A 17,683-nucleotide genomic window follows, 5' to 3' on the forward strand; every position below is an offset into this window, starting at 1 on the left:
GGGACCGATGGAACACGGGGGGCGGCCCGGACGGCGGGCGGTGCCCGGGGCGGTGTTGGCCGCCGGGGTGGTCGCGGCGCTGGCGGTGGCCGCGCTGGTGCTGCGGCCCGAGGAGGGGCTGCTGGACTCCGCCGGCAAGGGCCCGCTGGGCCACTGGGGCTTCGTCGCGATCGGGGCGTCCGTCGCCTGGGCGGTCGCGGTCATGAAGGCCGTCCAGCGCCTGCGTCCCCGGTTCAACAGCTACCGTGCCTCGCTGCCGCCGGGCGAGGAGCGGCTGCGGGAGATCGCCGCGCCGCTGCTGTTCGCCGGGGCGGGCGTCATCGGCGTCCTGGCCCTGGTCCTGCACCGGTTCTCGACCGGCGGCGACCAGTCCTCCCCGCCGCCGGTCCTCCCGACGCCGTTCACCCAGCCGGTCCCCGGCGAGCCGATGCCCGGGCAGGACCGGGGGGATCCGGGGCACGACGCGTCACTCCCCCTCTACCTGGTGCTCGGCCTGCTGGCCGCGGTGGTCGTCGCGCTCGTCGTGGTGGCCGTCGTACGACGGCTGCGACGGCTCGGGCTCAGGGTGCCGCAACGCCCCGCCCGCGCGGCCCCGGTGACCGGGGGAGACGACGCGCGTCTGCTGCTGTCCGCCGTGCGGTCGGGCCGCCGCGCCCTGGCCGACACCGGCGACGCCCGCGCGGCCGTCATCGCCTGCTACGCCGGGATGGAGGACGCCCTCGTCGCGTCCGGTGTGCCCCGGCGCGCCTCCGACAGCCCCGCCGACCTGCTCGACCGCGCCGTGACGGCGGGCCTGGCTCCGGGCCCGGCCGCACCGCGCCTGACCGCGCTGTTCCGCGAGGCCCGCTTCTCCTCCCACCCGATGGGCGCCTCCCACCGCGAGGCCGCGGCCGACGCCCTGGAGGAGATCGACTCGCTGCTGGCGGAACGGGAGGACGCGCGGTGAACCGGCCGACGGAGGACGCCCCCGACATCCCCGGAGGGGACATGCTCACCCTGGGCCGGCTCGGGCTGCTCGGTGGCGCGGTCACCGGCTCCGGCGTCCTGCTCGTCCTGCTCTTCGACGGGTTCCAGGCGGCCGGCGCCCTGCTGGCCCTGCTCGTCGTCGTGGCACTGGTCGTCACCCGGTACGTCGCCGGGGCGGACGCCTTCGACTCCGGGCACCGGGGCGAGGTGCGGCTGCTGCGGACGCGGGCACCGGGCATGGGCGAGTGGCGGCGGAACGTGGGCACCGCGACGGGGCCCGACGGCGCGCTCTACTACCGTGCGGTGCTCCGGCCCGAGCTGCGCCACCTGTACGCCGCCGCGCTCGCCGAGCACCACCACGTCTCGCTCGACCAGCAGCCCGAGCGGGCGGCCGAGTTGATCGGCCCCGAGCTGTGGCCGTGGCTCGGCCCCGAGCCGCCCGGCACCGGACCCGACGGCGAGGTCCCCGTCGACGTACTGCGCCGCCTCGTCGACCGCCTCGAAACCCTCGGCGCACCCCGCGACCAGCACCGCGCACCCGCTCCCGCACCGGTAAGGAAACAAGCGACGTGACGACTGACCCCACGCCCGAGCTTCGCACCGCCGAACAGGTCGGCGAGCAGGCCGGCGCCGTACTGCGCGAGATAGGGCGCGCCGTGGTCGGCAAGCCGGACGCCCTCGAACTGGTGATGCTGGGCGTACTGGCCGGCGGCCACGTCCTCCTCGAAGACCTGCCGGGGCTCGGCAAGACCCTTCTCGCGCGGTCCTTCGCCACCACCCTCGGTCTGGACTTCCGCCGCATCCAGTTCACGCCCGACCTGCTGCCGTCGGACGTCACCGGAACGCCGCTGTACGACCAGCGCACCGGCGAGATGGTCTTCCACCCCGGCCCCGTCTTCACGAACCTCCTGCTCGCCGACGAGATCAACCGGACGCCGCCCAAGACCCAGGCCGCGCTGCTGGAGGCGATGGCCGAGTCGCAAGTCACCGTGGACGGCGAGACCCGCCCGCTCGCGGACCCGTTCGTCGTCATCGCGACCGCCAACCCGGTGGAGTACGAGGGCACGTACTCCCTCCCCGAGGCGCAGCTCGACCGGTTCCAGCTGCGCGTGCGGATGGGCTACCTGACCCCCGGGCAGGAACTGGCGATGCTGCGGGCCCGGATCGACCGGGCCGCTCCCGAGGCCGTGCTCGAAAGGCTCGCGGGGCCGGCCGACGTCGTGGCGTGGCGGGCCGTCGTGGAGCGCGTGGAGATCGACGACGACCTGCTGGAGTACGCCGTCGCCCTCGTCGGCGCGACCCGCGACCACCCTCAGATCAGTATCGGCTCCTCACCGCGCGGCGGACTCGCCCTGGTCCAGCTGGCGCGCGCCCGCGCCGTGCTGGACGGCCGCGACTACGTCGTCCCGGAGGACGTCAAGGCCCTCGCGGTGCCCGCGCTGGCCCACCGGGTCTCGCTGCGGCCCGAGTTGTGGGTGCGCGAAGTGTCCACGGACGACGTGCTGCGCGAGATCGTCGGCGGTGTCGGCACGCCGACGACCCGGCGCACGGCCACCACCGTCGCCAACGCCCCGTCATGACCGCGCCGCCGCCGGACGCGGGTGTGGTCCGCGCCCTGGAGGGGCGCACCGCCCCGGCGCAACCGCCGCCCCCGCCGCCCGGCGGGCCGCGCCCGAGCGAGCGGACGCTGCGCCTGCTGACCGTCGCCGTCGTCGCGCTGTCCGCCGCGCTGCTCACCGGGCGGGCGTGGCTGCTGGCGCTGGCGGCGGCACCGCTGGTGCTGCTCGCGCTGGCGCTGCCCCGCGCCCACGCCCGGCGCGTCGAGACGACGGCGACCGTCGAACCGGGCCGCTGCTTCGAGGGCGACACCGTCACCCTGCGCGTCTCGGTGGCCCACGACGGGGACGCCGTCCGCCTCGACCCCGGCGTCACGCTCGGCCCCGGCCTGCGGCTCGACGAGGTCGTCGTCGGCCCGTCGTCCGTCACGCTGCGCCACACCGCGCTGCACTGGGGCCGCTGGTCGCTCGGCCCGGTGGACCTGGACGTGTACGACGCCGGGGGCACCGTGCGCCGCACCGTGCGGGTGGCGGAGCAGGAGGTGGCCGTCTTCCCGCACGCCGCGCAGGCACGGTTCACTCCGATCCCGGTACGGCTGCCGCAGCGGCTCGGCGAGCACACCTCGCCGCAGGCCGGGGAGGGCATCGAGGTCATCGGAGTGGCCCCCTGGGTGCCCGGGGAACGGCAGCGGCGCATCCACTGGCCGTCGACGACCCGGCGCGGGTCCGTGCAGCTGCACCGCTTCGCGGCCGAACGGGCCGCCGACACGGTGATGCTGATCGACGCGTTCGGGGACGTCGTCGACCCGGTGACCGGGCTGTCGTCCCTGGACGAGACGGTGCGCGCCGCCACCGGACTCACCCGTGCCTACCTGCGCACCCACGACCGGGTGGGGGTCGTCTCGACCGGGGGCACCACGCGGTGGCTGGCGCCGGGCACCGGTGACGCGGCGTTCTACCGCATCGTGGAGAGCGTCCTCGACGTGCGCAAGGACCGCCGCTTCGACGCACCCGGCCTGGAGCGGCTGCCGCCGCCCGCGCTGCCGGAGGGAGCGCTCGTGTACGTGTTCACGCCGCTGAGCGACGCGCGGATGCTGAAGGTGCTGCGCGATCTCCAGGAGCGCGGGCGCCGCCCGGTCGTCGTGGAGATCCCGAGCGGGGACCCGCAGGTCGAGCCCGGGGACGCGGCGGGCGAGCTGGGGCTGCGGCTGTGGCACGCGGAGCGGGACGCGATGCGCTTCGCCCTGCGGGACAGCGGGGTGCCGGTGGTGCGGCACGTCGTGGGTGAGTCGTTGGACCTGGCCCTGGCGCCGCTGCTGTCGGGCCGGGTCGGTGGGAGGGGGCGCGCGGGATGACGATGCTCGACGCACGGGTCGGTCTCCGCGAGTACCTGGGGTACTGGGCCGGCACCCTGCCGGTGCGGGTGCTCGGGGCGGCGGCCCTCGTGATGGCGTGGCGGCCATGGGCGACGGTGCGCGGTGCGCCGGACGCCGTCCTGTTCGGGTGCGCGGTCGCGTTCGCGGTGTGGGCGGCGCCGTCCCTGGACCGGCGCCCGTCGCTGGAGTCCGCACGGTGGTCGTACCGCCTGCTGCGCCACCGTACGACGGTGCTGGCGGGCGGTGTCGTGGTCGTCGCGGCGTCCTCCGGTGATCCGGCCTGGTGGGAAGGCGCCTGCGTGGTCGGGCTGCTGGTCGCCTACCTGGTGACGAGCGAGACGTGGCCGTGGCGCTGGGGACGCGGGGCCGGACGCGTGTGGGCGGAGGCGGTCGCGGCCTGCGCCGGAGCAGGCGTGGTGCTGGTTGCCGCGGTGGTTCCGGTGAGCGGTGCCGGGGGCGGGCTGGGGCGCGTGATCGCGGCCGCGGTGGTGGGCTTGGCGGCGGTCGGGGGCGTAGTGCTGTGCGCCCGGTGGCGGGGACGGAACGCAGGAACTGCTGGACCTCGTTGATGAAGTGGCCGTGGGGCCGCCCGCTTCTTGGCCAGTGTCGTGCTTCCGGGAGCCGAGTAAAGGGCGCTCCCTGCGGTCGCGTCGCCTTCGGCGATGACCCTTCGGGTCACCCTTGACTCGGCTCGCTCCAGCACGGGTGAGAAGCGTGCGGGCGGCCGGAGGAAAGCGGGTGGCCGGCGTACGTCGGTCCCTTCCGCCGGCTGCGTACGCGCCCGGCGTGTGGGGGCGCGTCCGCGTCTCGCCGGCACGCCGCGTGGGTTTAGCGGCGACCGGCGGGTGGGTGGTGAGGAGTAGTGGGTGATGGTGGGTGGGGGTCTGGGGGTGGTCTGGGAAATGGATGACACTTCGGGGTGAAGTGTCATCCGTTTTTGGAGGGCGGTCCGGGGGGTCTGTGGTGCCCGCCCGGGTTGGCCGCTGGGACGGCGCATGTGACCGGTACCGCCCACCGGGGGTGAGCCGCTGAGCCGAGGCGGCGTGCTGGCGAGGTGCGAGCGCGTACCGCCGTCGCCGGGTGCGTACGCAGGGGACGGCTGACCGTGAACCCGGCTCGGCCACCCGTGTTTCCGGGCCGCTCGCTCGCTTCTGACCCGTGGTGGAGCGAGCCGAGTCAAGGGTCGGCCGCAGGCCGATCGCCGAAGGCGACGCGCAGCGCCCTTTACTCCGGTCGCGGAGGCACGACACTGCCAAGGAAGCGGGCGGCCCCAACGGCCACTCCTCCAATGCCCTACGCATCACCCAGCTCGCACCACGTGACCTTGCCGGGGTCCCGCTCCCCGACGCCCCATTTGCCGGCCAGTTCCGACACGAGCAACAGGCCACGGCCTCCCTCGCACCACTCCGCCCCGAGCACCAGTGGTACAGCCGGCACGCCGTCCCCGCTGTCGTGCACCTCGACGCGTACGCCGCCTTCCCCCAAGGGCAGCAGCCGGAGCAGGAAACCACGGCCGGGCGGCACGCCGTGCACCAACGCGTTGGTGGCCAGTTCGCTGACGCACAGCACGACATCGTCCGCGCGCTCGCGCACACCCCACGCGGCGAGCGCCTCGCGTGCGAACGCCCGTGCGGCGGGGACGGACCGGCGCTCCCGGCGGTAGAAGCGCTCGTGTGGGGACGGGGGTTGAGTTTCGTTGTTCACGTGACGAGGGTCACGCTCCGTGGCCATGATGAGACAGAGCGCACGGCCGTACAGCCGACCTTTACGGGTGCGCGACGGTGAACGTACGCGGGCGGGCGGGGAGTTCGACCTCATGGGCACGACGACACGGAGGAACGCCTCCGCGATGAAGATGGTGGGGGCGCTGCTCGCCCTCTACCGCCAGGCCGCCGGGTACACCCAGAGGTCACTGGGCGAACGGTTCGTCATCGGCGAGCAGCAGATCGCCTCGATCGAACAGGGCAGGCGCCCACTGAAGCCGGATCTCGCCGAGCAGCTCGACGAACTCCTGGACACCAAGGGAGCGTTGTCCACTGCGCTGAGCAGGATGCCGGAGGAGGTGGATCTGGTTCCGTTGTGGGCGGAGGAGTTCCTGGACAGGGAGCGGGAGGCCATCGCGATCTCGTCGTACGAGAACCAGGTACTGCCGGGGGCTCCTCCAGACGGAGGGGTACGCGTGGGCGGTGTTCCGCAGTCGCGTGCCGGTCTACGACGGTGACACGATCGCCCGTCTCGTTGCGGCACGCATCGAGCGTCAGGGAATCCTGCAGGGCAAGGAGCCACCGATCACTTGCTTCGTGGTCTGGGAACCGGTCGTACGTGCGCCTGTCGGCGGACGACAGGTGTGGGCGGAACAACTTCGGCACCTTCGCTCGTGTTCCGAGTTGCCTGGGCTCATGCTTCAGGTGTTGCCGCTGGACCGGACGAGTCACGCGTCTCTTGACGGCCCGTTCGTCCTGCTCGAAACCCCTGAGCACCAGCGGCTCGCCTACACGGAGAACCAGCGCGGCAGTCAACTGATCGCGGACCCGGACGAGGTGGCGATCCTCACCCAGAAGTGTGCGATGCTGCGGTCACAGGCCCTCACGCCCGAGGACACGAGGGACCTGCTGGACCGTCTCTTGGGAGAGCAATGAGCAGCACCGCACTTCGGTGGTTCAAGTCGAGCTACAGCGGCAGCGAGGGCGGCAACTGCGTAGAAGTCGCCTACGAGTGGCGCAAGTCGAGCCACAGCGGCGACGAGGGCGGCAACTGCCTAGAGGTAGCCACTACCCCCACCTCCATCCACATCCGCGACTCCAAAACAACCGTCGAAGACACCGTCACCGTCGCGCCGGCAACCTGGACCGCATTCCTCGCATGGTGACGTCGGCCTTCCACAGGTCGAACTCCGCGTCGCGCGGACCGTACGCCGTGTGCGGGGTGCCGTCCCCGAAGACCCGCACGGGGTGCGTGGCGTCCCACGCCTGCCACCCCGGGTCACCGGTCTCGACGAACCGCACCCACGCCCCGTGCATCGCGTCGGCCAGTTCCTGCGGAGCGCCCTCGCCCGCGAGCCGCCGTGCCTCCGGGTGGTGCCCGGAGTCGAAGACGAAGCCCAGCTCGAGGGCGTGGCAGGCGCCGAGGTCGGGCAGGCTGGACGGCCAGGCGAACTCGTAGACGTACGAGGTGCCGGGCCGCGCGTCGGCCACCCGGTGCATCGGGAGCCGGAGCAGGTGGTCGGTGACCAGCTGGCCGACGGTCTCGGCGGCACCGGCGCCGGGGCGCAGCGCGCGGTAGCCGCGCACGACCTCGTTGCCGCAGTGGCAGCGGGCGCGGGCTCCGGCGAGGGCGACGGCGCCGAGCCGGTCGACGCGTTCGAGGAGACCGCCGGGGACCAGCCAGAGCCGGTACTCGTCGCGGGTCCAGCCCATCATCAGGTCGACGCCGAGCGCCGCGTCGCCGTCGACCAGTGCCTCCAGCGGGTCGCGTGGCAGCACGTCCCCGTCGACGACGATCCCGAAGGCGGGCCCGCCCAGCACCGGGCTGCTGAACCGGCCCACGTCGGCCTGGGCCCGCAGCAGCTCGGCCCGGTCGGCGGCGGCGAAGGCCTCGGCGGTGGCGGGGATTCTGAGGCGGGAGGCCATGCGGCGGACCATGCGCCGTACCTTGTCGCGGTCGGCGGCCTCGGGTGCGCCGCTCTGGAGCACGGCCCGCCGGAAGAGGCCCCGGGCCCGTGGGGCGGCGAGGAGGGCGCCGGTGCTGATCGCGCCGGCCGACTGACCGGCGAGTGTCACCCGGTCGGGGTCGCCACCGAAGGCCGTGATCGAGTCCCGCACCCATTCCAGGGCGGCGAGCTGGTCGCGCAGGCCCGCGTTGGCGGGGGCGTCGGGGAACAGGCCGTAGCCTTCGACACCCAGCCGGTAGTTGATCGAGACGCAGACCACCCCGTCGCGGGCGAAGGTGCGGCCGTCGTAGACGGGTACGGCGGAGGAACCTCTGGTCAGGGCGCCGCCGTGCAGCCAGACCAGGACCGGCAGGCGGGCGGCGGGGGCCGGGTCGGGGGTCCAGACGTTGAGGTTGAGGCAGTCGTCGCCCGGGATCGCGGGGTCGGAGAGGTAGCGGGCGAACGCCTCGGAGTACGGGGGTTTGGGTGCCGTCGGGCCGAAGGCGGTCGCGTCGCGCACTCCGTCCCAGGGCTCGGGCGGCTCGGGGGGCCGGAACCGGCGGGGGCCGAAGGGCGGGGCGGCGTACGGGATGCCCCGGAACACGGCGACACCGTGTTCGTACCGGCCGCGCACGGCCCCGTGGGGCGTGCGGACCACGAGGTTCGTCCGGTCTGCCATCACGCGCTCACCAGCCCTTCACCGCACGGTCGCACCGCTCATGCCAAAGCGCTGAGCGGCCCGCGACTATTCCGGACTCCGCTCCCGGCACGACTGGGGGACAATGGGGAACACGCACACCCACACGTACGCCCACCCTGTGCCGCCGAGGAGGCCGTCGTGACCGTCGACCCTCGTCACCCGAGCAGCATCGCCCCCGTGAGGATTGCCGAGGCGGACGGGCGGCACGCCGTGCTGGTCTTCTCCGGCGACCTGGACGCCCCCGCGCTGCGTGTACTGGAGGAGCTGCTCCTCGACCACCGCCTGGAGGAGCCGACCGCCTGGACGCTGGACATGAGCGGGCTGGAGCACATCGACCTGGCGTGCGCCTACGCGCTGCTGCGCGCGGTCACGCGGGCCGCGGAACCGGTCGCGATCACTGTGCGCGGGGCCCGTCCGGCCGTTCACCGGACCCTGAAGCACGCGGGCCTGGACACCGTCGTCGCGTACGAGCACTGACCGGCGGCCCGTCCGCCACTCCCCCGCTCGCTCCCCGGTCTTCCCGGCGGGGCACGGCACATCTAGGATAGGAAGCGCTTTCTATCCGCTTTCGACCCCCGGGGCCCCGGACGGGCCGGAGAGGCGGTTGCCCGATGGCCCGTACGGCGAGTGCGAGCACGTCGGCCGGGCCGACACTGGCGGTGGTGGCCCGCGAGGCGGGGGTCTCGGTACCGACCGCGTCCAAGGTGGTCAACGGGCGTGAGGACGTGGCACCCGAGACCCGTCGGCGCGTGACGGAGGCGCTGGACCGGCTCGGCTACGTGCGCCGCCCCCGCTTCGACACCGCGCGGGCGCCCCGGCTCGTCGACCTCGTCGTGCACTCGCTGGACAGCCCCTGGTCGGGCGCGGTGCTGCGCGGAGTGGAGGAGGCGGCGTACGACGCGGGGCTGGACCTGGTCGTCTCCGCGGGAATGGACCGGCCGCGTCGGTCGGGGACACCGGAGCCGCCGCGGCCGGAGCGCGGCTGGCTCGACCGGCTCGCGGTGCGCGGGTCCTCCGGGGCGCTGTTCAACCTGGCCGAGCTGACGGCCGTGCAGTACGCCGCGATGGAGCAGCACCGCGTCCCCTTCGTGATGATCGACCCGGCGGTGGAACCGCCGCCGGGCGTGGTGTCGGTGGGCGCGGCGAACTGGCAGGGCGGGGTGACGGCCACCGAGCACCTGCTGCGCCTCGGGCACGAGCGGATCGCCGTGGTCGCGGGGCCGAGGCGCAGGCTGTGCAGCGACGCGAGGGTCGCCGGTTACCGGTCCGCGCTGGCCTCGGCGGGCGTGCCGCACCGTCCCGAGTACGTCCGGCACGCCGGTTTCGACCGGGCCGCCGCCCGCCGCCGCACGCGGGACCTGCTGGACCTGCCCGCGCCGCCGACGGCCGTGTTCGTCTGCTCCGACGCCATGGCCCTCGGCGTGTACGAGGCGCTGGCCGGGCGGGGGCTCACCGTGCCGGACGACATGAGCGTGGTCGGTTTCGACGACCTGCCCGAAGCGCGCTGGGCGGCCCCGGCCCTGACCACGGTGCGCCAGCCCCTGTCCGAGATGGCGGCGACGGCGCTGCGCCTGCTGCTGCGGATGATGGACGGCCACCGTCCGGAGAGCACCCGCACGGAGCTCTCGACCCGTCTGGTGGAGCGCGCGAGCACGGCGCCGCCGCACGCCGCCCGGCTCCGACTTGCCCATCGGGAAAGCCAACGGTAACTTTCCCGGTGGGAAAGTTAAGCGGGAAAGCAACGCAGCACGGGGAACGGACGGGGAGGCGGTGGCCGTGAGCACACCGGTCGATGCCGAACAGGCATGGAGGGACCTGCAGCGCATCCGAGTGCCGCAGGAACGGGTGTACGACGAGGTCGAGCGGTCGGCGTCCCGCAAGCCCGGTGCGACCTGGGTGATGGCCGCGGTCATGTGGGTCTTCCTGGCCGTCATCGGTCTCGATCTGCCCCAGTGGGGTGTCTGGCCGGCGCTCGCCGGCTACTGCGCGGTGGTGACGGTGCTGGCCAGGGCGTTGCACCGGAGGAGCCGGGTGCAGCTGCACCACTCGCGGTGCGACTGGCGGATGTACGCCGCCTTCGCCGGGGGCGCGGTGGCGACCGGGGGGACGGTCCTGCTGTCCGGCCGGCTGGTCGAGCCGCTGGAGCCGACGACGGGGGCGCTGATCAGGGCGACGGTGTCGGTGGCCGTGTTCGTCCTGTTCGTCGGGCCGGTGACCCGGTGGTCGACCGGCTCGCTGCGCGCCCGGGCGGACCGGCGGGCCACCGAGGGGGCGGGCCGGTGAGCACTCCCGCGGGCTTCGACGAGCTGATCCATCCCGCGACCCGGCTGTCGGTGGTCGCGCTGCTCGCCGCCACGGAATGGGCGGACTTCCCGTTCGTCCGCGACAGCCTCTCGCTCAGCGACTCCGCGCTCTCCAAGCAGCTCCACACGCTGGAGGAGGCCGGGTACCTGGAGCTCCGCAAGGAGGGCGCCGGCCGCAAGCGGCGTACCAGGGTACGGCTGACGGAGCGTGGCCGCACCGCCTTCGAAGGGCACGTGGCGGCGCTCCGCGCGATCGTCGACGGCGCCGGACCACCGGCCGTGCCCACCGGTCCGGCGGAACAGCGCCTTTCCTCGGAGGCCGCACGATGACGCACCGGCAGGCACCCGCCGACGACGTCGTCGTCGAGGCCCGGGACGCGACGATGGCGTACGGCGACGTGGACGTCCTGCGCGGCGTCGACCTGGACATCCGCCGGGGTGAGGTCTTCGCCCTGCTCGGTCCCAACGGCGCCGGCAAGACCACCACCGTCGAGATCCTGGAGGGGTTCCGGCGGCGCTCGGCCGGTGACGTGCGGGTCCTCGGCACCGACCCGGAGCGCGGCGACGACGCCTGGCGCGGCCGGCTCGGGCTGGTCCTGCAGTCCTGGCGGGACCACCCCCGCTGGCGGGTCGCGGAACTGCTCGGGCACTTCGCGGCGTACTACCCCGACCCGCGCGACCCGGCCGAGCTGCTGGCGCTGGTCGGTCTCACCGGCCAGGCCGGCCGGCAGGTGAACCGGCTCTCCGGCGGCCAGCGCAGGCGGCTGGACGTCGCCCTCGGCATCGTCGGCCGCCCCGAGCTGCTCTTCCTGGACGAGCCGACCACCGGCTTCGACCCCGAGGCGCGGCGCGAGTTCCACCTCCTGGTGGAACGGCTGGCCCGCGACGAGGGCGTCACCGTCCTGCTCACCACCCACGACCTGGTGGAGGCCGAGCGGCTGGCCGACCGGATCGCCATGCTGGTCGGCGGCCGCATCCGCGCCCTCGGCACCCCCGACGAACTGGCCCGGCGGGCCGCCGCGCAGGCCGAGGTCCGCTGGACGTCCTCCGACGGAACGCCCCGCCGGGAACGCACCGAGGACCCCTCGCGGCTGGTCTGGGAGCTCCACCGGGACGCGGCCGGGCCGATTCCCGGCCTGGAGGTCCGCCGCCCGACCCTGGAGGACACGTACCTGCACATGGTGCACCGGGCGGACGACGGCACGGACGGCCGGGACGCGGGCGGGCACGGGGACGGACACGTGGACGGGGAGGCACGGGCCGCATGAAGGGAACACTCGTGACAGGTGGTTACCGGCGCGCCGGTCTCCAGCGCGGCGGCATCGAACTGCGTCAGCTCCTGCGCAACCCGAAGGAACTGTCCGGCCACCTGACCAACGTGGTCGTCGCGCTGGCCGTCGCCGCCTACCTGAGCGACGACGTGCCCGGCACCCAGACGCCGATGGCCCACCTGGTGCTGGCCGGCTTCGCCGCCTACCTGCTGTTCCAGGTCGGGCTGGTCAACCTCCCGCAGATGCTGGTGACCGAACGGGAGGAGGGCGCCCTGCTGCGGCTGCGCGCCACCCCCGGCGGGATACCGGCCTACCTGATCGCCAAGTGCATGCTGGTGGTCGGTACGGCGGTCGGCACCCTGGCGCTGCTCCTGCTGTCGGCGGCGGTCCTGGTGGACGGGCCGCTGCCGCACGGGCCGGGCGGCTGGCTGACGCTGCTGTGGGTCACCACGCTCGGGCTGCTGGCCGTCGTACCGCTGGGCGCGGCGATCGGCGCCGTGCTGCCCAACCCGCGCGAGGCGCTGGCGCTGATCATGCTGCCGACGATGGGGCTGCTGGTGACGTCCGGCGCGGTGTTCCCGATCACCGCGCTGCCCGGGCCGGTGCAGCAGGTGGCCTCCGTCTTCCCGCTCAAGTGGATGGCGCAGGGCCTGCGTTCGGCACTTTTCCCGGACTCGGCGCGGGCGGCCGAGGCGGCCGGCTCCTGGGAGCTGCCCATGGTCGCCCTGGTCCTGACCGCCTGGGCCGTCCTCGGCTTCGTCCTCGCGGTCCCCCTCCTGCGCCGCGCCGCCCGCCGCGAGTCCGGCTCCCGCCTGGGCGCACGCCACCGTAAGGCCGAACAGAGCGGGGCGCTTCCCGCGCGGGGATAGGGCCTGCCCGGTGGGTGCTCACCCGCCGACGTCCACGCTGTTGTCGGGTGCGCCGTCGCCGAACGCGGGCAGGTCGCCGCGTTCCACGGGCGTGGTGTCGGGGCGCGGGGAGGGAAGGGTCTCGGCGGCCTCGGCCGCGTCGGGACGGTGGGCGGACACGGCGGCCTCGCGCAGGACCGCGCGCGGCACCGAGTCCGTCCCGGCGGACAGCCACAGCACGTGCCCGTCCTTCGGCACGGCGTACTCGTGCTCCCCGCCGCCCGTCCGGTACCAGGTCCCGGCGTCGCGCTCGCAGGTGGTCCGTCCGCCGCCGCTCGTATAGCCGACGGGCCGGCTGCGGCAGCTCTCCTCCGTGATCGATCCCCGCTCGACACCGAGGCGGATCACGGCACCCGAGCCGTCGGTGTAGGCGGCGGAGAAGCCGTCGTCACCGAGCACGCCGACGGACTGCTCGGCCAGGGTGAAGCCGGGGACCGTGGTGACGTAGACCAGTTCCGGTGCCGTCCCCATCGCCTCCGCCCTGGAGTTGAGTTCAGCGGGCGCTCCGGCGGTGGCGGGGGAAGCCTGTTCGGAAGCGGCGGCCGGGGCGGTGACGGCGGCCGCCGGGTCCTCGGACGCCTTCTCGGTACCGCACGCGGTGAGCAGCAGAGGGGTCAGCAGGAGCGGCAGGACGCGCGCGCGACGATTCATGCGCCCATCCTGCCGCACAGGTGTTCCACAGCCGCGCGACTTCCACGCGCCCGTCCCCGCGGCCGCTCCCGTGTCCGATTCCTTCAAGACGGCTCCCGGCCGCCCTGCCTACGGTGACCCCATGACCGCACGATTCAACGCCATCGGCCTCGTCGTCTCCGACATGGCCGCGTCCGTGACCTTCTACCGCCGGCTCGGTTTCGCCTTCCCCGAGGGTGCTGAGCGCGAGCCGCACGCCGAGGCCGGCCTGCCGGGCGGTGTCCGGCTGATGCTCGACACCGAGGAGTCCGTCCGTTCCTTCACCCCGGGGTGGGAGCCGCCGGCCGGCGGCGGTCGGCACTCCCTCGCCCTGCTGTGCGACACCCCCGCCGAGGTGGACGCCCTCTACGAGGAGCTGACCGGCGCCGGCTGCCACGGCGAGCGGAGTCCCTGGGACGCCCCCTGGGGGCAGCGGTACGCCGTCGTGGGCGACCCGGACGGCCACGGGGTCGACCTCTTCGCGCCGCTAGCCGCGCCCGGCGAGTAGTTCGCCGGGCGGCAGTCCCGTCAACTGCCGTACGTCCCGCGCCAGGTGCGCCTGGTCGGCGTAGCCGGACCGGGTGGCCGTCTCGGCGAGCGGGGTGCCCGCGCGGGCCAGGGCGAGGGCGCGCTGGAGCCGCAGCACGCGGGCCAGCGTCTTGGGACCGTAGCCGAAGGCGGCCAGGGAGCGGCGGTGCAGCTGGCGTGCGCTCAGACCCAGTTCGTCGGCGGTGGCGGCGACCGGGCGGCCCGCGTCGAGGGCGGCCACGATCCGGCCTGGCAGCGGGTCGTGGGGGCCGGTGCCGGCCGCCGCCGACAGCGCGGCATCCTCCAGGCCGGCCGCCGGGTCGGGGGCCGCGTTCACCCGCGCGGTCAGACGCCGGACGCGGGCGGCCGGCCAGAGGTCGGCGAGGTCGACGCGGCGGTCGCGCAGTTCCGGGGCGGGGAGGCCGAGGAGGGCGGGGGCGGTGCCGGGGTGGAAGCGGACGCCCGCCCAGGGGCCGGAGGAGCCCGTGGTGACGTGGGCGCGGGTGTCGGGGCCGGCGACCAGCAGCCGGCCGTCGTGCCAGAGCAGGTCCATGCAGCCGTCGGGCAGGACCCGTCCCGTGCCGGGCACGGTCGGGGTGTTGGTCCACACCACCGCGCCGGTCAGCCGGGACGCCCGTTCCGTGTACACGCGTGACAGGCTACGTCGCCGGCGTGCGGTATTCCTGCGGGCTGACGCCGTACACCCGCTTGAACGCCGTCGACAGGGCGAACGCGCTGCCGTAGCCGACCTGGCGGGCGATCGCGCCGAGCGTGTCGTCGGTGTCGCGCAGCCGGTCGGCGGCGAGCGCCAGCCGCCAGCCGGTGAGGTACGCCATCGGGGGCTCGCCCACCAGCTCGGTGAAGCGTCGGGCGAGCGCGGCGCGGGAGGCCCCGGCCTTCGCGGCGAGGGACGCGACCGTCCAGGGGTGCGCGGGGTCGGCCTGGAGCAGGCGCAGCGCCCGGCCGACGACCGGGTCCCCGAGCGCCCGGTACCAGGCGGGCGGCTCGGCCCGCGGGCCGGCGAACCAGGACCGCAGCGCGGCGATGACGAGGAGGTCCAGAAGCCGGTCGAGGACGACCTCCTGGCCGGGCTCGTCGCGCGTGACCTCGGTCATCATCAGAGGCGTCAGCGGGCACTCCCACTGGTCCGAGGTGAGGGACAGCAGCGGGGGCAGGGCGTCGAGGAGCCGGCCGCCGATCTCGCCGCGCACCAGGTAGGTGCCGATGAGCAGCACCGCCTCGCCGTCGGGGCGGTCGCCCCAGGTCCGTACGCCCAGGTCCATCGAACCGCCCAGCGGGCGTCCGTCGGGGTAGCTGCACTCGCCGCCCGGCAGGATCACCGCCTGGGGCGCGGTGGCGGGGTCGTCGGCGCAGGTGTACGGGTCGGGTCCGCGGGCGATGGCGAGGTCGCCGGCGCGCAGGCGCAGCCGCTCCCCCGTGTCCGGGACCACCCAGGCGTCGCCGCGCACCATCAGCATCACCGTGAGTGGCGCCCCGTCCTCGACGCGGACGGCCCACGGCGGATCGAAGCAGGCGCGGATCATGAACGCGCCGCGGGCGCGGGGTCCTTCGAGCAGACCGGCGAGTGCGTCCATGGCGCCACAGCCTAGTCACGGCGTGGACGCGCGCTTATGCCCGTGAGCCCTTCGCCGATGGGCAGGCCCGGGGAGCGGCAGTTGACTGGAGGCATGACGGAGACGAGCGCACACGAGGGCACGAAGGGCATGGAGGGCATGGAGGACCCGAAGGGCATGACGGTCGTGGTCACGGGCGCCACCGGCCGTACCGGGCGGCGGGTCGCCGGGGCGGCGCGGGCGGCCGGGCTGCACGTGCGGGCGGCGTCCAGGGCGACCGGGTTCGACTGGCGGTCCCGGTCGACCTGGGCGGACGTGCTGCGCGGCGCCGACGCGGCCTACCTGGCGTACCCCACCGACGTCGGCGACCCGGAGGCCGCCGACGCGGTCGGGGCGCTGGCGTGGGAGGCGGCCGGGCTCGGCGTGCGGCGGCTGGTGCTGCTGTCGGCGCGGGGCGAGGACCAGGCGCGGCCCGCGGAGGAGGCGCTGGCCGGTGCGGGCGCGCGGTGGACGGTGGTGCGGGCCGCGTGGTTCGCGCAGAACTTCGGCGAAGGGCCGCTGGCCGAGGAGCTGCGGCGGCACGGGGAGCTGGTGTTCCCGGCCGGGGAGGCCGGGGAACCGTTCGTGGACCTGAGGGACGTCGCGGACGTGGTGGTGGCGGCGCTGACCTCCGGCGACCGGTACGCCGGGCGGGTGCTGGAGGTGTCGGGGCCGCGGCTGCTCACCTTCGGGGAGGCCGTCGCCGAGATCGCGAAGGCGACGGGGCGGACGCTGACCTACCGGTACGCGCCGCCGCGGGAGTACGGGGCGCACCTGGCCGGGTCCGGGGTGCCGGAGGAGGAGGCCGGGTTCCTCGTGGACCTGTTCGGCACCCTGCTCGACGGCCGCAACGCCCGGCTGTCGGACGGTGTCCAGGAGGTGCTCGGCCGGGCGCCCGCGGACTTCGGCCGGTTCGTGCGGGAGGGCGCGGCGGCGGGGGTGTGGGCCCCGGCGGCGCCCGACGGGGCGTAGGGGGCCGGCCCCGCTACGAGGCCTCGGGCTTGTCGTGGTCGTGGTTGTGGTTGTGGTTGCCGGGCGGCGTGTGCTTCACGTGGGTGCGCAGGCGGGAGGTGACGTCCTCCGGGGGCAGGAAGCGGGACCAGCGCTCCGGGAACTCGGAGGGCATGTCGGGGTCCGACTCGCCGTTCGCGGCGGCCCGGGCCACGTACTCGGCGACCTGGGCCTGGCGCAGCCGCTCGTTGGCCTCACGGGCGGCCGCGGTGGCGGCGGCCGGCCAGACCCGGTCGATGGCCGCGTTGACCGCCGCGCCGACGAGCACCGCGAAGGCGGACACCCCGATCCACAGCAGCACGGCGACGGGCGCGGCGAGGGAGCCGTAGATCGTGGGGCCCTCGACGGTGTTGGTGAGGTAGATGCGCAGCAGGAAGCTGCCGAGCACCCACATGGCGAGGGCGACCAGCGCACCGGGCACGTCCTCGATCCAGGGGGAGCGCACCGGCACGGACACGTGGTAGAGCGTGGTCAGGAAGGCGACGGACAGGAGGATGACGACCGGCCAGTACAGGACCTGGACGACCGTCGTCGACCACGGCACGATGCGCACCACGGCGTCCGGACCGGCCACCATGAGCGGCAGCGCGACCGACCCGATCAGCAGGGCGACGAGGAAGAGCAGGAAGGCCATCAGGCGGGTCTTGACGATGCCGCGCACGCCGTCGAGGCCGTACATCACGGTGATCGTGTCGATGAAGACGTTCACCGCGCGGGAGCCCGACCACAGGGCGAACAGAAAGCCGATGGAGATGACGTCGGGTCTGCCGCCCTTCGTCACGTCGTCGAGGATCGGCTCGGTGATCTGCTCGACGCCCCGCTCGGAGAGCACCGCGCGGGAGGCGTCCAGGATGTTGCTGCGCAGGCTCTCGGTGGTGTCGGCGCCGATCCACAGGTCGACGTAGCCGATCAGGCCGAGCACGCTCAGCAGCAGGGGCGGCACCGACAGCAGGGTGAAGAACGCCGCCTCGGCGGCCAGGCCGAGGATGCGGTACTCCATGCACGAGTTGACGGTGTCCTTGAGGAGCAGCCAGGCGGTCCTGCGTTTGGAGACGTTCCGGTACAGGACCCGGGCGCGATGGAGCCGGCCGGAGGGCCGTTCGGGGGATTCACTTGCTGGCTGCACGCCCTAA

General features: G+C 74.4%; 20 protein-coding genes and 1 pseudogene. 15 read left to right on the top strand and 6 right to left on the bottom strand.

Features of this window, described 5'->3' with window-relative positions:
• Positions 1–7 precede the first annotated feature (7 nt).
• From ACFW47_RS16665 to ACFW47_RS16685, 5 genes are read left to right on the top strand one after another with little or no spacing between them, the layout of a single operon-like run.
• A complete protein-coding gene (locus ACFW47_RS16665; protein ID WP_386306146.1) occupies positions 8–946 on the top strand; it encodes a DUF4129 domain-containing protein in 939 nt (312 codons plus the stop codon).
• Positions 943–1,539 carry a hypothetical protein gene (locus ACFW47_RS16670; protein ID WP_386306147.1) on the top strand — a complete coding sequence of 199 codons (597 nt, stop codon included), beginning with the start codon at positions 943–945 and terminating at the stop codon, positions 1,537–1,539. Before ACFW47_RS16665 ends, ACFW47_RS16670 begins: the two co-directional genes overlap by 4 nt.
• Entirely contained in the window at positions 1,536–2,546 is a 1,011-nt protein-coding gene (locus tag ACFW47_RS16675; protein ID WP_386306148.1) for an AAA family ATPase, read from the top strand. The genes ACFW47_RS16670 and ACFW47_RS16675 overlap by 4 nt, the downstream gene beginning before the upstream one ends.
• Positions 2,543–3,877: a DUF58 domain-containing protein gene (locus ACFW47_RS16680; protein ID WP_386306149.1), complete on the top strand. Its 1,335-nt coding sequence runs from the start codon at positions 2,543–2,545 to the stop codon at positions 3,875–3,877. The genes ACFW47_RS16675 and ACFW47_RS16680 overlap by 4 nt, the downstream gene beginning before the upstream one ends.
• Positions 3,874–4,467 (top strand): hypothetical protein, encoded by a 594-nt coding sequence (locus ACFW47_RS16685; protein ID WP_386306150.1) that lies wholly within the window; start codon positions 3,874–3,876, stop codon positions 4,465–4,467. The genes ACFW47_RS16680 and ACFW47_RS16685 overlap by 4 nt, the downstream gene beginning before the upstream one ends.
• Before the next feature lie 724 nt (positions 4,468–5,191).
• Here the strand turns inward: ACFW47_RS16685 and ACFW47_RS16690 are convergent.
• Complete coding sequence (locus ACFW47_RS16690) at positions 5,192–5,602, bottom strand: ATP-binding protein (RefSeq protein WP_386306151.1); 411 nt, start codon at positions 5,600–5,602, stop codon at positions 5,192–5,194.
• Positions 5,603–5,714: 112 nt separating this feature from the next.
• On the opposite strand from ACFW47_RS16690, the pseudogene ACFW47_RS16695 reads away from it, so the two are divergent.
• Positions 5,715–6,537, top strand: a pseudogene (locus tag ACFW47_RS16695) (helix-turn-helix domain-containing protein).
• Complete coding sequence (locus ACFW47_RS16700; RefSeq protein ID WP_386276464.1) at positions 6,534–6,767, top strand: DUF397 domain-containing protein; 234 nt, start codon at positions 6,534–6,536, stop codon at positions 6,765–6,767. The pseudogene ACFW47_RS16695 and the gene ACFW47_RS16700 overlap by 4 nt, the downstream one beginning before the upstream one ends.
• On the opposite strand, the gene ACFW47_RS16705 is transcribed toward ACFW47_RS16700, so the two are convergent.
• Positions 6,724–8,226 carry a carboxylesterase/lipase family protein gene (locus tag ACFW47_RS16705; protein WP_386306152.1) on the bottom strand — a complete coding sequence of 501 codons (1,503 nt, stop codon included), beginning with the start codon at positions 8,224–8,226 and terminating at the stop codon, positions 6,724–6,726. The genes ACFW47_RS16700 and ACFW47_RS16705 overlap by 44 nt on opposite strands.
• A gap of 159 nt (positions 8,227–8,385) precedes the next feature.
• On the opposite strand from ACFW47_RS16705, the gene ACFW47_RS16710 reads away from it, so the two are divergent.
• From ACFW47_RS16710 to ACFW47_RS16735, 6 genes are all read left to right on the top strand, one after another.
• On the top strand, positions 8,386–8,724 hold the full coding sequence (locus ACFW47_RS16710) for an STAS domain-containing protein (protein WP_386276468.1): 339 nt from the start codon (positions 8,386–8,388) through the stop codon (positions 8,722–8,724).
• A gap of 134 nt (positions 8,725–8,858) precedes the next feature.
• The gene (locus ACFW47_RS16715; protein ID WP_386276470.1) at positions 8,859–9,956 is read left to right on the top strand and encodes a LacI family DNA-binding transcriptional regulator; all 1,098 of its coding nucleotides are present in this window, start codon (positions 8,859–8,861) and stop codon (positions 9,954–9,956) included.
• A 67-nt stretch (positions 9,957–10,023) separates the two neighbouring features.
• On the top strand, positions 10,024–10,530 hold the full coding sequence (locus ACFW47_RS16720; RefSeq protein ID WP_386276472.1) for a hypothetical protein: 507 nt from the start codon (positions 10,024–10,026) through the stop codon (positions 10,528–10,530).
• The gene (locus tag ACFW47_RS16725; RefSeq protein WP_386276474.1) at positions 10,527–10,880 is read left to right on the top strand and encodes a transcriptional regulator; all 354 of its coding nucleotides are present in this window, start codon (positions 10,527–10,529) and stop codon (positions 10,878–10,880) included. Before ACFW47_RS16720 ends, ACFW47_RS16725 begins: the two co-directional genes overlap by 4 nt.
• Complete coding sequence (locus ACFW47_RS16730) at positions 10,877–11,818, top strand: ABC transporter ATP-binding protein (protein WP_386306153.1); 942 nt, start codon at positions 10,877–10,879, stop codon at positions 11,816–11,818. Before ACFW47_RS16725 ends, ACFW47_RS16730 begins: the two co-directional genes overlap by 4 nt.
• Positions 11,815–12,690, top strand: coding sequence for an ABC transporter permease (locus tag ACFW47_RS16735; protein WP_386276478.1), 876 nt, complete (start codon positions 11,815–11,817; stop codon positions 12,688–12,690). Before ACFW47_RS16730 ends, ACFW47_RS16735 begins: the two co-directional genes overlap by 4 nt.
• 18 nt (positions 12,691–12,708) lie before the next feature.
• On the opposite strand, the gene ACFW47_RS16740 is transcribed toward ACFW47_RS16735, so the two are convergent.
• Positions 12,709–13,380 (bottom strand): hypothetical protein, encoded by a 672-nt coding sequence (locus tag ACFW47_RS16740; RefSeq protein ID WP_386276480.1) that lies wholly within the window; start codon positions 13,378–13,380, stop codon positions 12,709–12,711.
• Positions 13,381–13,501: 121 nt separating this feature from the next.
• On the opposite strand from ACFW47_RS16740, the gene ACFW47_RS16745 reads away from it, so the two are divergent.
• The gene (locus tag ACFW47_RS16745; protein ID WP_386276482.1) at positions 13,502–13,906 is read left to right on the top strand and encodes a VOC family protein; all 405 of its coding nucleotides are present in this window, start codon (positions 13,502–13,504) and stop codon (positions 13,904–13,906) included.
• On the opposite strand, the gene ACFW47_RS16750 is transcribed toward ACFW47_RS16745, so the two are convergent.
• Positions 13,886–14,575 carry a helix-turn-helix domain-containing protein gene (locus ACFW47_RS16750; protein ID WP_386276484.1) on the bottom strand — a complete coding sequence of 230 codons (690 nt, stop codon included), beginning with the start codon at positions 14,573–14,575 and terminating at the stop codon, positions 13,886–13,888. The genes ACFW47_RS16745 and ACFW47_RS16750 overlap by 21 nt on opposite strands.
• Before the next feature lie 10 nt (positions 14,576–14,585).
• On the bottom strand, positions 14,586–15,521 hold the full coding sequence (locus ACFW47_RS16755; RefSeq protein WP_386306154.1) for an AraC family transcriptional regulator: 936 nt from the start codon (positions 15,519–15,521) through the stop codon (positions 14,586–14,588).
• A 156-nt stretch (positions 15,522–15,677) separates the two neighbouring features.
• Between ACFW47_RS16755 and ACFW47_RS16760 the strand changes: the two genes are divergently transcribed.
• Entirely contained in the window at positions 15,678–16,511 is an 834-nt protein-coding gene (locus tag ACFW47_RS16760; protein WP_386306329.1) for an NmrA family transcriptional regulator, read from the top strand.
• A 13-nt stretch (positions 16,512–16,524) separates the two neighbouring features.
• Here ACFW47_RS16760 and ACFW47_RS16765 read toward each other — a convergent pair whose 3' ends face one another.
• Positions 16,525–17,676, bottom strand: a complete 1,152-nt coding sequence (locus ACFW47_RS16765; RefSeq protein WP_386276488.1) for a YihY/virulence factor BrkB family protein — start codon at positions 17,674–17,676, stop codon at positions 16,525–16,527.
• Between the last annotated feature and the right edge of the window lie 7 nt (positions 17,677–17,683).

This window comes from Streptomyces sp. NPDC058796, from assembly GCF_042745235.1.
Lineage (GTDB): Bacteria > Actinomycetota > Actinomycetes > Streptomycetales > Streptomycetaceae > Streptomyces.

Bases quoted from the DNA above. Each gene is read 5' to 3' on its own strand.
- ACFW47_RS16665 (WP_386306146.1), top strand. From the start codon at position 8: ATGGAACACGGGGGGCGGCCCGGACGGCGGGCGGTGCCCGGGGCGGTG.
- ACFW47_RS16680 (WP_386306149.1), top strand. From the start codon at position 2,543: ATGACCGCGCCGCCGCCGGACGCGGGTGTGGTCCGCGCCCTGGAGGGG.
- ACFW47_RS16685 (WP_386306150.1), top strand. From the start codon at position 3,874: ATGACGATGCTCGACGCACGGGTCGGTCTCCGCGAGTACCTGGGGTAC.
- ACFW47_RS16700 (WP_386276464.1), top strand. From the start codon at position 6,534: ATGAGCAGCACCGCACTTCGGTGGTTCAAGTCGAGCTACAGCGGCAGC.
- ACFW47_RS16705 (WP_386306152.1), bottom strand. From the start codon at position 8,226: ATGGCAGACCGGACGAACCTCGTGGTCCGCACGCCCCACGGGGCCGTG.
- ACFW47_RS16715 (WP_386276470.1), top strand. From the start codon at position 8,859: ATGGCCCGTACGGCGAGTGCGAGCACGTCGGCCGGGCCGACACTGGCG.
- ACFW47_RS16730 (WP_386306153.1), top strand. From the start codon at position 10,877: ATGACGCACCGGCAGGCACCCGCCGACGACGTCGTCGTCGAGGCCCGG.
- ACFW47_RS16735 (WP_386276478.1), top strand. From the start codon at position 11,815: ATGAAGGGAACACTCGTGACAGGTGGTTACCGGCGCGCCGGTCTCCAG.
- ACFW47_RS16740 (WP_386276480.1), bottom strand. From the start codon at position 13,380: ATGAATCGTCGCGCGCGCGTCCTGCCGCTCCTGCTGACCCCTCTGCTG.
- ACFW47_RS16745 (WP_386276482.1), top strand. From the start codon at position 13,502: ATGACCGCACGATTCAACGCCATCGGCCTCGTCGTCTCCGACATGGCC.
- ACFW47_RS16755 (WP_386306154.1), bottom strand. From the start codon at position 15,521: ATGGACGCACTCGCCGGTCTGCTCGAAGGACCCCGCGCCCGCGGCGCG.
- ACFW47_RS16760 (WP_386306329.1), top strand. From the start codon at position 15,678: ATGACGGTCGTGGTCACGGGCGCCACCGGCCGTACCGGGCGGCGGGTC.